This window comes from Rhizobium sp. CB3171 (assembly GCF_029714265.1).
Taxonomy (GTDB): domain Bacteria; phylum Pseudomonadota; class Alphaproteobacteria; order Rhizobiales; family Rhizobiaceae; genus Rhizobium.
Window position 1 is genome coordinate 107,869 of sequence record NZ_CP121655.1, and the last position, 15,639, is coordinate 123,507.

Below are 15,639 nucleotides of genomic sequence, written 5' to 3' on the forward strand. Positions count from 1 at the left end.
CTCCAGGTACGCTCACACGGTCCCTGCGCCGGCATCGCGGCGATCACCATGACGGCTGATCTGCTTCTGTAGTTCTGCGATCGCGGCCACAGATGCTCCACCTTCCGGCAACAGGGATCGAGCGCTGTCATCAATTTCCAGATCGAGCGAGGTGAGCAGCGCCGCAATAGAGGTCGCTTTGTTTTCGGGCCGGACCTGAAACTGCAGGAGGCTGACCTTCCCAAGGTTCGTGCCTGACGCTGATGAGCTTGCCGGCGCCGCTCGTCGGCCAGGACTGGGGAGAGGCCGAGGAGGTCCGTCGTCATCTTGATCAATCCCCTTCGGCTTTAATTCTGGAATATCACTGGCGAGCTCACTTTCTGGAGCACTCGCTTCCGACTGGACGATCGGCCCAGGGCCTAAACTTGGCAGCGTGCACGCAGTGTCCGAGCTGTCCCAAGTCGCCTTCGGGATCAATTCGGCAGGTTCGAGCCCTTCGGCCGCCGCACCGTTCGGCGGCGCCGGCCAGTTCGCAGGCGGGATAGCATCGGCATAAGCTGCGCCACCCGTGGAAGGTGCCTCGATCGTCTCGGGATCCTCAAGTTCAAAAGGCACCGCCGGGTTGCTGGCAACCGCTGCCTCGACCTCCGCCATCGATCGCAAGGGGAGATCCTGCCACGTAGAGAGCGGCGGGACCTTCAGGCGCCGACTGCGGAATTCCTGATAGGTCGCCTTATACGGAGCATCCTGATAGTAAGTGACCTTGCGCAGCATAAAGCCGGGGGCGTTCGGTACGAGAATGATTGCCTGCCTCGCCGGCATCTGCCGGAGCTCGGCTGGTGTCTGTAGCCGCCGTTCCTGATAACTCACGCTCTTATCGCGGCCCCCAAACAATCCCTGTCCCGCCCGAATGATCGGCGTGCGAACCTCGATCGTGGTCGATCCCAGCATTTCGGAAACGTATTCCGAGGTCTCCATATCGTTCATCCGAATGAAGAGCTTCACCTGGCATGCCGAGACCGTCGTTTGCCGAGTAGCCTTCCCGTACACCTCGTCAAGCTGGGCAAGGTCCTGTAGGATCAGGACCATGCGAAAACCATAGCCAGCGTTGATCGTCAGTTTGGAGACCACAGAGTCCATTTTGCCGAGCTGGCGAAACTCGTCGATCATGACCAGGACCTGATGGGGCTCGTCTGGCCCCGGCAAAGCCGCCATCAGCACATCATGGATCTGCTGAACCAGGATTTTGATGATCGGCCGGAACACGTCGAGCTGCGCCACCGAGCAGCCTATGAAGAGGGCTGTTGGATCTTTGCGCAACTTCGAAATATCGAAATCTGTCGTTGACGTGGCGGCCGCGACAAGATCGTTTGTCCAGGGATTGAGGGCGGCCGTCAGATTAAAATATGCTGAGTTTCGCGTTTCCTTTTCCAGCGCAATGAACTGATTGAGCCCCTGGAGGACCCAACGGGGTAGATATCCTTCCTCGTCACTGCGGATATTCGTCAGCACCCGGAGGAAATCCACGCCTGTCGAAAGAAGCATCGTGACAGCCCGCAAATGGCGTTGCCCCTCATAGCGGGGCGATGTGAGGACGTAGCCGATCATGGCTGTGAGGAGCTGCCGGCCGGCGCGCGCCCAGATCTCCGAGCTTCCCGTCGCCTCCGGAATGATGAACGAGGAGACCACGGCGCAATCGGTCGGCATACGCGCATCCCTCCGGATGAAATCCAGCGGATTGTAACGATGGGAATCCCGCTCGCCGGGGGAAAAGAAAAAGACCGTGTCGCCGAGCGCCTGCCGGTGCGCGCCGAATGCCTCGAAGTTCTCCCGCTTCGGATCAAACCAGACTGAGGAGCCTCGCCACATATATCCGTTCGGTATGACAAAGCTCACCCCCTTGCCCGATCGTGTCGGCCCGACCACCAGGACATGCGAGGGCTCATCCGAGCGGATTGTCGCTCCACCCATCTTGCCGAGGATCAAGCCTTGCTTTGCGAGGAGATTTTTCTTTTCGGCATCGATGATCGTGCCGAAACGCGCATCTCCCAGGTGCGTCGGCTTGCGGTTGATCATGCTTACAAAGAACATAGCGACGCCGATCGCAACGACGGCCGCGGCGGCGATCGCGCCACGGACCATCGTCTCGCTCCGGGTAGGGGGATAGGCCAAGCGCTCGCTGAAATGCTGCCAGGCAAGCAAGAGACCGCTGAGGCTGCGTTGCGTGTTCTGATATTTCAGGAGCGCCCATCTCGAGGTGCCTTCCGAGGGAAGGGCCGGATTCCACCGCGCCGCAGTCACCAACTCGTAAGCCAGGCTCCACAGCGCGAAAAACGCGATGAGGCCGAAGATGCCGACGATAAGTCTATGAACGAATGTGCGAGACATTCTGGCGAACCTTTCCGGCGGCTCTCCATTCCGTCATGCGGTTGAACCAGATCGCCGAAGTCCCGCGCCAGCCGCCCCGGCGGGTTTGTTGAATGACAATCGGCAGCACAGACCGCACGTAATCAATGATCTCTGCCTTGCTGAGACCGAGCCCGGCTTGCATGACGAGGAGGGCGAGCCGCTCGAACGCACCGGTCGGACTATCCGCGTGTATTGTCGAGATCGATCCCGGGTGCCCGGTGTTGACCGCACTCAAGAACGAATAGGCTTCAGGTCCGCGGATCTCGCCGAGGAAAATTCGATCGGGCCGCAAACGCATGGCGGCTTGCAGAAGCGTTTCGACGGTCACACGCGCCAGGCCCTGGTCGCCCTTCGATGCGACCAGCGGCAGATAGTTGGGCTGGTGTGGCTTGACCTCTCGCGTATCCTCGATGGTGAGTATACGTTCGTCCGAAGGCACTTCGTGCAATATTGCGTTTAGAAACGTCGTCTTGCCCGACGACGTGCCGCCGGAGAGCAAGATCGAATATCGCTCTCGCACCGCCAAGCGGATGAATTCCTCGATCTTGCCGGCATCGAGAAATTCACAAAGGGCGTTGTCGGTATCGCTCAATTCGCCCGGGTCTTGCACGGAAATCGTGTCGAACGATCCTCTGTCGCGATAATCCTCAAGGCGCATATCCTTCACCACCTGCTTGCGGATTGCGAAGGCGCCTCCCGTCGGCGTCGCTGGCGGAAGGACGCCTTGGAAGCGTTCTCCGCCCGGCAGCGCGGCCGAAAGCAATGGATGTTCCTCGCTGACGGACTGTGACGACGATGCCGCCACCCGTTCCATGAGATAGGTGATCGCGGGACGATCCAGCTCCGGCACATCGAAGGATTCCATATGTGTCGAGCCGACAATTTCGATCCAGACACGTCCTGGGTCGTTCACGCAGATTTCGACCACGCTATCGTTATCGAGCCAGCGGCGCAGAGGCTCGAGCGCTCTATTTAGAAATACGGTTCTTTGCTGCCCGCTCAAGTTTTATCTCCCTCAAGGCCTCGCGCAGCGGGTCCGGATAAAACTCCGAAAAATCGAGGTCGCGCCGAACGAACACCATAATCCGCGACCCCTGATCGACATGGATCGTGGGCGGGATATTGATCGAGTTGCGAAGCGCCTCTTGCGCAATATTGTTGAGGCTTTGCGAAATCTGTTGCGCGCCGATCTGGCGCGCGTTCTGCATGTATTGGTTCGGCTGCGTCTGGATTGTCACCGTTTGACCAGTGGTCGGATCGGTGTAAGTCTGATTGGTGTTCGAGGCATTTTGGTCGCTGCCAAGATTGGCGATGAATTGCGTCGCGCCACCTACGACACTGAGAAGAATGGCGGAGCCGAAGCGCTGGACATAATGGTTGTCGACCTCACCCGGCATGCCGCTTCGACCGAGATCGTCCGTGCCGGTCGAGCCGAGCTGGACGGATACGCCGTCCGATCGAAGCAGGCGGGTCCATACAATGAACACCCGTGTTTGACCGGTCGCCAGGCCGCTGCGGTATTCACCGATCAGGCGGGAACCACCCGGGATCAAAACCCTGCGACCGTCGAACGACCACACATCCTCCGATACGACCGCTCGAACCTGCCCTGCAAGATCGCTTTGAATCGCCGTCTCGAGCACGCCCTTTATCATCGTCCCTTGGGCGACCAGCGCGTCCGTCCGCGGGTTCATCGTGGCTTTCGATGTATCCGCTCCGCTCTGGCTCGCCTTGGCCAAAAAACGCCGATTGGGGTCCTCCTCGCCCTCACTCTCGTTCTCGCTGGCGTTTCCGGCCGATGCTGCGTCGGTCTGATTGCCGCCAAGTGTCGAGGCACTGCCAGGCGTGTCACCGCTATCGACGACGACCTGCTTGGCGCGCAGGCGCTCCCATTTCCGCCGCTCCTCTTCCTCCTGTCGCCGCCGCTCTTCTTCGGCAAGGTGTCGTGCCTCCGAGTCGTCCTGGACCTCAGGCGTTGTGGTTGGCGGCTGCAATGGCGGCGGCAGAGGCGGCGCCTGGATTGTCGTTGGTGGCTGGGCAGCCACCGCCGGCGTCTCCTCGGGAGGAGCTGGAATCTTGATGGTGCCGTTATCAACTTGGGGGCGGGGGCTATCGAGCGACGGCGCCGGAAACTGTGTCGTATGGAAGTCCTCACCGTCCGACGCCGTCAACAGCGGCCTGTCTGGCGCTCGCGTCGCGGCATAGAGCATCCAACCGGCGAAAGCGACCGCACCGAGCGGCACCAAGACCTTGAAGAATGCGCTTGCCCCGAACTTTGGCGCGGCGACCACGGTTCCTTCTTCAGCAAGCGCTTTGTACTCATTGGGAGATGGCATTGGGTCCCCTCACTTTGCGAACCGTCCCGCAGTCGACACGTTGCGGCTCATAGGGTTCAAGCCCTGTCGGCTCGTTCACATTGTTCAGTCGCAGATTGAATAGACAGGTTGCCTCGTTGCCGTTGCGCAGGGTCCATTGATAATTGACCTTGTCGACGACGATGTAGGCTCCCTCGCGCCGGTAATTGACCAAGGTCTCATTCCGCTCGCTGTCGACGACGTAGATCGCCGGCACTTCGCGCGCGGGGTCGAAGCGGAACCAGGTCTTTACGCCGTCGTCATAGATCACGAGCGGCTTGTTTGCCGACGACCCCTTGTAGCCATAGGAGGAATTGGCGTTTTCCGCTTTGAAGCCCTGCCGGTTCGGCTGCGCCGCCCGGGCCTTGGCCTCATCCATCAAAGCGGCGTCCGAGACCTCCTCCGGATACCGAAACTTGATCGCATAGACCTGCTGCGCAACGGGACGAAACTCGCCCTGCAGGAAGAACACATAGCTGCGCTTGTTCGTGAGCACGTTGAGATTCCCGCCGGCGTTCTTCTCGATCGGCTTCACAAAGAGGACGTTGCCCTTCTTATTGGGCTCGATGCTCCAAGCCGGAACGTCGCCGGCGCCGAGCGTTTCGATCTTTTCGTCGTCGCCGAATTCGATCATGGTCGAGGCGCCGTAGCTCGCGGGCACCGCCACCACGTCGTCCTTCTGATACGTGACAAAGCGAATGCGACTATCACGAGATCCGGCCCGTGGTGCTTGTTCCGCAAGCGCCGGCTGAACCGCGAAGACGGCAAGCCCGATTGCTGTCAGCATGCCGGCGACCCTCATTTCGGGCTCTCCGAGGTGGGTGCCGGCGCTGTCTCCTGATCACGCCGATATTCGAGCACCTGGAAACCGAGCGGATTTTGAAAGCGGATCTCGTTCTTGGCTGGAACGCCGGTGTAGCGAAACCGGATCAACGACACCCAATGCCGCTGTATCGTGTTCGCCTGGCTCTTTTCTTCCGTCATGAACCGAACCAAAGCGGTTCTCTGATTGGGAAATGTCACCGACTTCACCGTCACATCAACGACGGTGTTGCGACCGTAGAGGACGACCGGATTGGTTACCTTGTTGGCCGGGCTGAACAGTTCGACGAGCTCCCGCGATGCGTCGCCGGTGCTCAACAGTTGGGCAAGGTCGAAATTGTCCTTCAGCGCCTTGGGATCATAGGTCTCACGTGCTTTCACGTAGCGGACGATATCGAACATCCCCATCGACTCGTCCTGTTGCAAAGGACCGTCGGCAAGTGGTCGCTTTACCTCGACAAATCCGGTCGATTTGTCGACAACCACCATATAGGGCTCGTAGGTCTTAAGCGGCAGCGCCAGGATAAGCGCTCCGACTGCTGCAACCGCAATGATCGAGGCGACTGTCGCCACACACCACGCCAGAGATCGCGACCAGCGATTACGGCGCGCCATATCTTTTTCCCAGATTGCCGCATCTCGGTAGTACGGCAACGGGGACTCTTTTTCCTTCGCCGGTGCCCCGACCTTTTCCGTCACATCGCTCATTGATGCTCCCAAACCTCTATGCCGGATCTGTCAGCTTTCGAGAAAGCCGCGCGTATTCGGCTGAACTCTCATATCGTCTCTGGGAGACGCCAACCCGCGCACGCTCGCGGCCCGCCAGGCGTTCCTGTCGGGTGCTCATCCCGGCGCGTCTCACGGTCGCGTTCGAACCGGCTCCCAATGCTCCTAAAACGGGGCTGTAGAAGCGTCCAAAGGATGGCGTTCCTATGCCAATGCCGCCGGCGAGAGATGCCGCAACGTTCGTGATTTGCGACAGCAACAGCACGCCAACAAGGCAGATCAGGATAAGTGGTGCCGCCTCGGTCAACGTCGTTGTCGCAGACGCGTTCGACTGGTTCACGGCGTCGAAATAGGTCTGCGTGATCGAAATGAAGAATGCACAGAAGGCATAGACCAATATCTGCACACACATGTACTGTACGACCGCCGTCATCCAGCCCGCGAAGAACCGGGTGGTGTAGCCGAACAGCATAAGAATGATGAATATTGGTGCGAGCGCCAGCAAAAGCCAAAGAAAGATCTTCGACAAAATGATGAGGAAGATCGCATAGCCGATGAGCAGTGCGCCAACGATGAGGACGAGTGCCCCGAGCACATAACCGCCGAAGTTCAACACACCCAGGTTCTTGATAAAGGCAGCGGTCGAGTTGGCCAGCGAATCCCAGATATTTTGTAGGGCCGTCTGTACGGAATTGACGGAATTCAATCCGGCCGAGTTCCCGGTTACATTGGCCGACACGCTGGTGAGAAGGCTGTTTCCGATCGCGGATGGCGTCTCATTTGCGAATGTGTAGGCATATTTTTGAAAGTCCGCCCAGCTTGTCGCCAGGGCGTAGATGACGAAGGCGCGGAACAAGCGCCAAACCATCTCCTTTCCCGATCCCGTCGAGGTTCCCTGCCAGATGCTGATCGCCCAGAATATCACGTAGAGCGTCAGCATCAGGCCGGCGACACCGACCGTGCCTCCGCCGGTCAATGCCGACGCGAGGTTCTGGTAGGCTTGCGATACGTAGTTGTTGCCGAACTTGTCGACCTGCTGCAGAAGCGTCGTGATATTGAAGTTCATTTGATCATCCCATCCGGTAACAGAGATGGATCGCTATTGAGCGCCTTCATTGGACCGCACGCATCAAAGGGGCTCGCCATTTCTGTTCTTGGTTCAACCGCCGCAAAGGCCATCGGCTGCATCCGCCCTTCGTCGCGCGCACATGGGGCCTTGAGCGGCTTGTGGCTGCAGCCCGAGATCGCGACCGCGCCAATGACGGCGGCGGTCAGAAGGAAAATGCGCGCTGTCATTGGCCCGACTTGTAATCAAGCGCGCGCGTCGCCTGCGTAATCAGGTTCATCCGATCGATGTTTTCCTGATTGGCTGCGGCGGTAGCGGTGTTAACGGAACCGATCAGCTCATTCACGGTGAGGCCGGTTTGGACCATGATCTGGCTGTTCTGATCGATTGACCCCTTGATATCCTGCGCCGTGCCGATCTTTTGCGCTCCCGATTGAAAAGCACTCGAACGGGTCTTCACACTATTTTGCGAGGAGTCGACCAGACCGGTCACGGTGGCTGCAACATTGACGAGGGAGTTATAGTTTTTATCCATCTGGGTCGCTTGTCCGTTGATGAGGCCGGAGATGGATTGCACAAGCTGCAGGCCATTGATCAGGTTTGAAACGATGCCCTGTGATCCGCTGCCAAGGCCACCGAACGACAGAGAGCCGCCAGAAATTACGCCGCCAAGGGACGGCGCGCTGCCCATAGAGAAGCCGCCATTGCCGAGCGCCATCTGCGCGAGCTGGCCGGCCTGGCTCGACCGGTCGCCCGTGACGGCCTGCAGCGTCCGTTGCGTATAGTTCATGATGTTGCGGTCGGTGCTGAGGATCTGGCTCGTAGCCGATGCAATCTCGCGCGCCTGCTCCAGATTGGCGTCGTCTCTCGTTGGCACCTGCGCCAGGGCGATGCTGGCGTAGCCTAGAAAGAGAGCCGCTGAAAACGCAAATCTACACATAGCCATTTCTCCTATTGCGCCTGATACTGATTGACTGCGGACGTCAGATCGTCCGCGGTCATGGTGACAGGGGCGTTGTTCGCCTCGTTTTGAACCTGCGAAAGCATGGGCGACACGTTCGCAACCGTATCGGCCGTGCGCGGAATGGTGCACCCGGTGTCAGCCGACGAGCAGCACGGGCTGCTGGTCGTGCCGGCGCCGCTCATACCCTTCGGGCAGTTTGTGGCGCCGTCCGCGCCATTTGAGGAACGAGAAGGCGCCGGTGCTGGTACCACCAATCCGGAGGTTCCGCGGCTCGTCATCGTTGCGGTGCCGATGTTTCGAACGTTGAATGCTTGGGCGAAGTAACCCGTCGCCTGGATCACCTCATTGAAGGTCAACCCTCCTTGAGCCCGGATAGCGCTGTTGCGGTCGAAGGCCTCCATGGCTGTTTTGTCAGTTCCGATATCCTGCCCCATGGTCTGAAAGACTTGGCTATTGGGTGCGACGGTCGATAGGCTGCCATTCATGCCGCCGGCGATCTGGCCTGTTATATCCAGCTGGCCCCGATCGCCGGCACTGCTGCCGACTGCGCCCGACTGAGATCCAGTCGAGGCGAACGCAGTAGAGTTCTTGATATCCGGATTGGCCTGTTCGAGCGACGCGCGGCCGCTTTCCGGAACGACCGTCCCTGTCGGGCTCTTTACGTTTTCGGCCTTTTTCGGGGTCGTCAGCGCACAATTGACCCCTTGCGTCGAGGATTTCGTGCTGTCCTGGATGAGCTTGATCTGAACCTTGTCGCTCTTGCCCTCGCTTCGCTGCGACAGGAGCGAGCTGTCGGATACCGGTACGGCCGCCATGGCCGCCGCTCCGGCTGATATCGTTAGAAGGGCGACTGTGGCGCCTAGGATGGTTTTCATTCCGGGTCCCTCCCGAGAAAGATCGGCAACCAAACGTCCGGATCATCGCCCACACGGGCGCGCAGCGCGTCGAGTTCCTGAACCGTCGAATTTCGACCGGACAGGATCTTGATCACATCGGGCATGGCAGAAAGGTTCAGGCGCGCGATGACGCTGTCCTGATCATGCTTGATCAGGAATTTGCGCGCTTCCGGCGGAGTTTCGCGGATCCATTTGATTTCGCGATCCGAGAGCCCGAACGCCCGGTGCGATTCCTCGTCGGCCTTCGGGTTGGGGAAAAAGATATTGGTCGGCGTCTGTTCGATCAGCGTGTTGGCGATCGACGATTTCACAATATCTGCCGCAGACTGCGTGCCGAAGCCAATGATGCCGTTCAGCTTTCGGATGGTCTTCAGCTTGTCCTTGATGAAGTAGCTGAAAATCTCATTGTCGAGGAGTTTCCAGCCTTCATCGAGGAAGATCATGACCGGTTGCCCGTCAAGCAGCTCCTCGATGCGATGGAAGATATAAAGCAGTGCTGCCGTGCTGGTCGTGGCATCGCTGAGCACACTCGTCATATCGAACCCGAATATGGACGATATCGAGAACGAGTCTTCGGCGTTGTTGAACAGCCAGCCCCGCTGATCGCGCCTGATCCAGGTTTGGAGGCGCGAGTAGAGATCGTCATCGCCGGCGCGCATGGCGCCGCGCAGCAGCTCGGCGAATTCCTCCATGGTCCGCCCCTCCGGCGGTGCGCTCGCCACCTGGGCGATCGCGTTCCGGATGACTTGCTCCTCACGCGTCGAGTGCTCGTGTCCGTCGGACCGACGCAGCATGAAGCCGAACAGCTGAAAGAGGAATTCCCGGTTGTGCGCCGTATCTGGAAGGTGCAGCGGATTGAACCCGGACGGTTCCCCAGCTTTCAGCACATCATAGCGGCCGCCCAGCGACCGCACAAAGATATCCAGGCCCCGGTCCTTGTCGATCATCACAAGCTTGGGGCGAGGGGTAATGCGCTGTGCTTGCGCCGCGAGAAAACCGAGCAACACCGTTTTACCCGATCCCGAGGGGCCATTCAGGGTGAAGTTGCCGAGGTCGCGAACATGAAAATTGAAGAAGTAAGCCGTCTGCGATGTCGTCTCGAGAACGCTGATCGGGCGTCCCCAATGAACGCCACTCGGCCGGCCACTCGGATAGTTATGGAAGGCCGAGAAGCCCGCCATGTTCTTTGAGGAAATCATCGACTTGCGCGCCACATAGGCGAAATTGCCGGGCAGAGTGGCCCAGAATGCCGGTTCACAATTCAGATCCTCGCGAACCCAAAGAGCGGATACCTCCGTCAGCGCCGTGCCGACATCGGTCACGCAACGGGCCACCTCGTCCATGCTCTTCCCGAGGCATAGCACCGACAGATGGTGCATCCCGTAGAGTGCTTCCGAAGACAGCAACTCATCGCGTGCTTCGCCGAGCTGGTCGGCCACGATCGAGCCGGCTTCATCGGACATATCGATCTTGCGCCCGACCCGTTCCATCTGGGTCACCGCCTGGGGCTTGTCGATGATCGCGAAGGATTGCGTCACGATGAATTCGTGCGGGACCTTCAGCATGGGGTTGAGCATCCCCGGCCCGGTGATGGAGGGATACTCGCTCACGGAGATAATGGCGCCGTATCGTGTTTCACTGGGGAATGCCCCGCGAATTTCGAACGTATTCGGGCCAAAGAACAACCGCTTCGTCGCCAAAGCCTCCGACAGCTTCATGCGGGGAAGGGCCATCGGCCGCGGAGCGCCGCCGTTAACAAGCTGCACCAGGAATTCCAGCGGCTCGGAATGCCAGACATCGTTGCGCTTGATGACGGACAGAACCCGCGCGCCGTAGGCCTGCAGGCTTTCCCGGACGGCCTTCATCACATCCGTGAGTTCGATGAGTGCCCGCTCATCCGTGGACGAGCGGCCGTCGGCGGTCCTTCGTCCGAAGAGCTTGCGTATCAAAAGATCCGCGGCGCCGACCGTGCCCTGCAGCTCTCGCCGGACGATTGTCAGGTAGATATCGTTCACAAACATGCGTTGGGTGCGCAGTGCCCCGGTATAGCGCTCGTCCAAGTCTTGGCAGAACTTGTTTTCGAAGGTCGACTCGATTGCCGGCTTCACTTCGCGACGTACAATGTGCGAGTAGATCGCGTAGCGGGAATTCGCCAGCCCTCGAATGAGATCGTTGCGGCCGAGCAGCCGCGAATTGATCTCTGCGATATCGATCGTTTCGAAGCACAGCCCGCTCATGTGGATGAAGGACATCAACATGCCGTCCTCAGTCTTGATCACCTCGTCGGACACATGCCGCGAATAGGGGATGTGGACCGAGACCGGGTTTTCCCGCCGGGATACGGCCCCAAAACTCAATTCGTCACGAAGAGCACGCGCAATTGCCATGGTCACACCCGATAGCTGCGCGCGCCCCAGAAGCTTGCGCTTCGGGGCGGCGTCTTTCTTGAGCGGATGAACATGATCTCGATGAACATGGGATCGCGCATGATAGCGATCCTTGCGACCGCATAGAGTGGGACGCAGGCACCGAGCATGAACAGATTGTGGGTTGCGAGAAAGACGACGGCCGTCAGTACGCCGATGAACCCGGCAAGCTCGTAGGGTATGCCGAGCACCGTCGGCGCTCGGGTCAAACCCTTGACGAGCGGAGTGATCAACAATTTGGGTTCGTTAGGATCGATCCGACCGTCTGCCATCTCAATCACGTACCCACTGCGGACTGAAAGAATTCGACGATCTGGGCCGACCCGAAGACCAGCACCACGCCCAAAATCCAGCTTCCAGCCACAAACCATGAGAGGCGTGCCGCCCATGCCATGAAACCCATGAAAATGCAGAACAGAACCGCCAGCGCCGTCGCGATCGGCCCGGTCAACGTCTCCACCAACGTCTGAAGCGTGCTTTGCACCGGCTGGAGAGTTCCGCCCGCGGCCATCGCCTGCGTTGCGAGCAGCATCAGCGGCAGCACCGCACCCGTGCTGCGAGCAGCAATCGTCTTTAACAAGTTCATCGACCCTTCTCCTTAGTCAAAGTTTTGCACCATTCCGCCCTGCCAGACCGGCGGCGTCGCGCGACGTTTTGCCGTGCCGGCATTACGAGAATTGGTTTGGGATATCGGATCATTTAAATGATCCGCTGCGCTGATCACAGCCTGTTGCGCACCCGTCCGGTCGAGGGTCATCGCCCCTGCGGGCATCACATCCTCGGACCCGACCGATGGCCATTGGTAAAAATCATTGATGACGTTGGCGACGTAGCCGACAGTCTCAGAGTAGGGCGGCACGCCCTTATATTTGAGAACCGCGACCTCGCCGGCGTTGTAGGCGGCGAGCATGTAGATCGGGTTCGGATATTTGCGATGGAGATCCCGGAGAAAGGCAATTCCGCCTTTCACATTGTCTGCCGGATCGCAGATGTTGACGCCGTAGCTCACCGCAGTGGATGGCAAAAGCTGCATAAGCCCATAGGCACCCTTGGGCGATAGCGCAGCGGAATTGAAGCGACTTTCTGCGCGAGCGACCGCAAGGACAAGCGGCGGATCGAAACCTTGCTGTCGTGCGACCGTTTCGACGATGCGCCTGCCGTCTTCTTTGGGAAGGGCTGCGATGCCCGGGCAGGGATTCTGGGCCATCGTCGTGGTCGCAGGAATAGGCGCACTGCCTTGCGCGCCATCCGTCCCACCAACCCGCTGAATGTCTTGGCTCTCAACCTGATAGGCCGGAACGACCCGACCGTCGGTGTCGACGGCAGCGTAAATGACGCGCTTAGCAGGTGCTGTCACGCGATCCTGGAACTTTGGTGAAGCTTCCTGCGCAACCGCAACTTGGCTTACCGCCATGGATGCGCAAACCGCCAGAACCGCGTTTCGAATTAGAACCATTAAAATAATCCTGCGCCGTTGCAGATATTGCGCTATCGAATTAATACAATGATCCGATGAACTGCAATCGCGAAATTGAGGTGGATCGATGAAAATGAGCAGAGTTCTACATGTTGTGGCGTTTTTGCCGACCCTGGCGGCTCTCTCGACCGAGCCGGTCTATGCTGACGATTTCGGCTGTAAGGTCTTGTTGTGCATCCTCAACCCTGAGGGCTGGGCGAGTGTCAGCGAATGTGTGCCGCCGGTCGAAAGGGCTTTCAGCCTGGTTGCTCGAGGACATCCCTGGCCACAATGCCCGGAAGCCGGCAGCTCGGGCCGGATCGGTTATGAAAAATACATGCCTTGTCCGGATGGGACTGTGGCAGCGACCGCCACCAACGAATGGAATGGAAGCTCCAACAGCGCCCATTCGGAGATTGTTTATAAGGCCGACAAAGATGGGGCGTTCTGCGCCCGGCCGCTCGGGACCTCCACATCGTACGGGTCCCAATGGGGATCAAATTCAGGTGCACGCCTTTCACCGACCGCCATACCGCGTGAGGTCCGGACTGAGCCCAACTACCTGGACCTGACAACGACAGACGGCAAACAGCGCTTTTGGTTTAATCTGAGCAAGTATCAATGAAAAAGCCTGGATTTCTCGCTGCCGGCATTCTCGCAGCTTTCCTCGCCAGCGCTCCGGCACGGGCCGAGGATAAACCCAATCCCTGGTTTCAGGTGCCGGCCACAGCCTCTTTCACGACCGGTGACACCTGGACCTATGCAGGCGAGACGCACCGCCTCTATGGCGTTCAAGCCTGCCTGCGGGGCACATACTTCACAAATGGCGTAGGGGTGTGTGTTGATTGCGGCGAAGCAAGCCTTGCCATGCTCGTCTCTCTTATCAGGGATCTTAAACCCGAATGTTACACCGCGGCTTGGCAGGCCGCGACCAAGACACGCTTCGTCATTTGCGTCGCTCAGCCTACTTCTGGATCTGCGGCGGGTTCCCGCATCGATCTGGGCACAGCGCTAATTTCGACCGGCTGGGCCTTTGCGGCCGTCACACCAAACGGCGCTCCGGTCCATGATCCTTATATCGTCGCGCAGGACGTCGCAAAGAAACAGCGCCTTGGTCTATGGCAATTCTCCGACGTTCCCGATCCCAACGTCATCATCCTACGGGATATCCGCAACGCCGCTAATGCGCCCGCTCAGGCTTCGATTCCGCCTGCAAATCAATAACCGGACCTTCGTGAACTCCATCATAGTCGACATCCTGCAGAGGCCGCCGCCGGATCACGAAAGTGACGGCAAGCGCAATCGCCGAAATCAAGCCAAGGGCGATAGCGGCGATCAGACCCGGTTCTCTCCAAAACGACAGACTGTCCCATTGATTAAATACTCGGGCACCGGACAGCACTAGGATCAGGACCGTCGCGACGATGATGCGCGTTCCCGGCTCCATGTCGAATTTCTTCAGCATCGGCTTTTCCTTTTCGCACGCCCTGGTCACGGCCCCGATATCAGTTCGCTTCTAGCGCAGACGCCGGCACCAGGCGCAAGGGGCAAGCCCTCAGGCGGAGCCTGCCTTACGGGTGCGCCAGCCGTCACCCGCGCTTCGTCGCTCTCACGGGGACCGTTCCCCAAGGAGAGCAAAAGATGAAACAGCAACCGAGCTTCGACATTTACGACACTATCACCAGCACGATCGTCAATGCGATCGAGAATGGTCCCGGCAATTTCGTGATGCCCTGGCATTCCGCTCCAAATCTCCAGATGCCAATCAACGCCGTGACCGGCAGAGACTATCGCGGTATCAATGTCCTGTCGCTCTGGATTGGCGCTCAAAATCGCGGTTTCACAAGTCGCGGCTGGGCAACCTTCAAGCAGTGGCAGGAGGTCGGTGCACAGGTTCGCAAGGGTGAACGTGGTACTCCCATTGTCTTTTATCGGCAAATCGAGATCGAAGAGACTCTCGCTGAGCTGGACGCCGATCGGCGTAAGATTCCCTTCGCACAAGCAAGCTGGGTGTTTAATGTCGATCAGGTCGACGGCTACGAAGCTCCCCCAGCTCCGGAACCGCGCACGCTCTTCGAACGCCTGACCCAAGTCGAGGACATCATTTCTCAGACCCGAGCTGACATCCGCTATGGAGGCTCGCGCGCCTTCTATCTGCCCTCGGATGATCACATTCAGATACCTGTTCCTGCCGACTTCACAGGAACGCCTACCAGTTCGCCGCAGGAGTCTTTCTACAGCACAATTTTTCATGAGCTGGCCCATTGGGCAGGCGCAGCACACAGGCTCAACCGCGAAGATCACAAGCGGCAGTTCGACGCCGTCTACAATTTCGAAGAGATCATTGCCGAGATGACCGCTGCTTTCCTTTGCGCTCGCCTCGATATCACGCCGGTTCCGAGGGTTGATCACGCCCAATACATCGCGGGCTACCTCAAAATGCTCAAGGAAGACAAGCGGGCTATTTTCCGAGCTGCGACAGCCGCCGCGGCGGCGGCCGATTTCATCCTTGCTCTTTCGGGCGGAGAGGGCGCCGGCTAG

17 protein-coding genes are annotated in these 15,639 nt (G+C 59.0%); 3 read left to right on the forward strand and 14 right to left on the reverse strand.

Going from position 1 to position 15,639, the window contains the following annotated elements; genetic code table 11:
• Positions 1–12: 12 nt before the first annotated feature.
• The 13 genes from QA648_RS34980 to QA648_RS35040 are packed head-to-tail and all read right to left on the reverse strand — an operon-like array spanning position 13 to position 13,098.
• The gene (locus QA648_RS34980; RefSeq protein WP_283054769.1) at positions 13–2,367 is read right to left on the reverse strand and encodes a type IV secretory system conjugative DNA transfer family protein; all 2,355 of its coding nucleotides are present in this window, start codon (positions 2,365–2,367) and stop codon (positions 13–15) included.
• Positions 2,345–3,391 (reverse strand): P-type DNA transfer ATPase VirB11, encoded by a 1,047-nt coding sequence (gene virB11 / locus QA648_RS34985; RefSeq protein ID WP_283054770.1) that lies wholly within the window; start codon positions 3,389–3,391, stop codon positions 2,345–2,347. Before virB11 ends, QA648_RS34980 begins: the two co-directional genes overlap by 23 nt.
• Positions 3,357–4,724, reverse strand: a complete 1,368-nt coding sequence (virB10, locus tag QA648_RS34990) for a type IV secretion system protein VirB10 (protein ID WP_283054771.1) — start codon at positions 4,722–4,724, stop codon at positions 3,357–3,359. The genes virB11 and virB10 overlap by 35 nt, the downstream gene beginning before the upstream one ends.
• Complete coding sequence (virB9, locus tag QA648_RS34995; protein ID WP_283054772.1) at positions 4,708–5,544, reverse strand: P-type conjugative transfer protein VirB9; 837 nt, start codon at positions 5,542–5,544, stop codon at positions 4,708–4,710. The genes virB10 and virB9 overlap by 17 nt, the downstream gene beginning before the upstream one ends.
• Positions 5,541–6,272: a virB8 family protein gene (locus QA648_RS35000; protein WP_283054773.1), complete on the reverse strand. Its 732-nt coding sequence runs from the start codon at positions 6,270–6,272 to the stop codon at positions 5,541–5,543. The genes virB9 and QA648_RS35000 overlap by 4 nt, the downstream gene beginning before the upstream one ends.
• A 16-nt stretch (positions 6,273–6,288) precedes the next feature.
• Positions 6,289–7,356: a type IV secretion system protein gene (locus QA648_RS35005; RefSeq protein WP_283054774.1), complete on the reverse strand. Its 1,068-nt coding sequence runs from the start codon at positions 7,354–7,356 to the stop codon at positions 6,289–6,291.
• A complete protein-coding gene (locus QA648_RS35010) occupies positions 7,353–7,586 on the reverse strand; it encodes a hypothetical protein (protein WP_283054775.1) in 234 nt (77 codons plus the stop codon). The genes QA648_RS35005 and QA648_RS35010 overlap by 4 nt, the downstream gene beginning before the upstream one ends.
• Positions 7,583–8,296: a type IV secretion system protein gene (locus QA648_RS35015; protein ID WP_283054776.1), complete on the reverse strand. Its 714-nt coding sequence runs from the start codon at positions 8,294–8,296 to the stop codon at positions 7,583–7,585. The genes QA648_RS35010 and QA648_RS35015 overlap by 4 nt, the downstream gene beginning before the upstream one ends.
• Positions 8,297–8,307: 11 nt before the next feature.
• Entirely contained in the window at positions 8,308–9,195 is an 888-nt protein-coding gene (locus tag QA648_RS35020; protein ID WP_283054777.1) for a hypothetical protein, read from the reverse strand.
• Positions 9,192–11,603: a VirB4 family type IV secretion system protein gene (locus tag QA648_RS35025; RefSeq protein WP_283054778.1), complete on the reverse strand. Its 2,412-nt coding sequence runs from the start codon at positions 11,601–11,603 to the stop codon at positions 9,192–9,194. The genes QA648_RS35020 and QA648_RS35025 overlap by 4 nt, the downstream gene beginning before the upstream one ends.
• Positions 11,604–11,605: 2 nt before the next feature.
• Positions 11,606–11,914, reverse strand: a complete 309-nt coding sequence (locus tag QA648_RS35030) for a type IV secretion system protein VirB3 (RefSeq protein WP_283054780.1) — start codon at positions 11,912–11,914, stop codon at positions 11,606–11,608.
• A gap of 5 nt (positions 11,915–11,919) precedes the next feature.
• Positions 11,920–12,228 (reverse strand): TrbC/VirB2 family protein, encoded by a 309-nt coding sequence (locus QA648_RS35035; RefSeq protein WP_283054782.1) that lies wholly within the window; start codon positions 12,226–12,228, stop codon positions 11,920–11,922.
• Between the two features lie 12 nt (positions 12,229–12,240).
• Complete coding sequence (locus QA648_RS35040; RefSeq protein ID WP_283054783.1) at positions 12,241–13,098, reverse strand: lytic transglycosylase domain-containing protein; 858 nt, start codon at positions 13,096–13,098, stop codon at positions 12,241–12,243.
• Between the two features lie 94 nt (positions 13,099–13,192).
• Here QA648_RS35040 and QA648_RS35045 point away from each other — a divergent pair, with 94 nt between their 5' ends.
• Both QA648_RS35045 and QA648_RS35050 read left to right on the forward strand, forming a co-directional pair.
• Complete coding sequence (locus QA648_RS35045) at positions 13,193–13,723, forward strand: hypothetical protein (RefSeq protein WP_283054784.1); 531 nt, start codon at positions 13,193–13,195, stop codon at positions 13,721–13,723.
• A complete protein-coding gene (locus tag QA648_RS35050; RefSeq protein WP_283054785.1) occupies positions 13,720–14,322 on the forward strand; it encodes a thermonuclease family protein in 603 nt (200 codons plus the stop codon). The genes QA648_RS35045 and QA648_RS35050 overlap by 4 nt, the downstream gene beginning before the upstream one ends.
• Here the strand turns inward: QA648_RS35050 and QA648_RS35055 are convergent.
• On the reverse strand, positions 14,279–14,563 hold the full coding sequence (locus QA648_RS35055) for a hypothetical protein (protein WP_283054786.1): 285 nt from the start codon (positions 14,561–14,563) through the stop codon (positions 14,279–14,281). The genes QA648_RS35050 and QA648_RS35055 overlap by 44 nt on opposite strands.
• A 176-nt stretch (positions 14,564–14,739) precedes the next feature.
• Here QA648_RS35055 and QA648_RS35060 point away from each other — a divergent pair, with 176 nt between their 5' ends.
• The gene (locus QA648_RS35060) at positions 14,740–15,639 is read left to right on the forward strand and encodes a zincin-like metallopeptidase domain-containing protein (RefSeq protein ID WP_283054787.1); all 900 of its coding nucleotides are present in this window, start codon (positions 14,740–14,742) and stop codon (positions 15,637–15,639) included.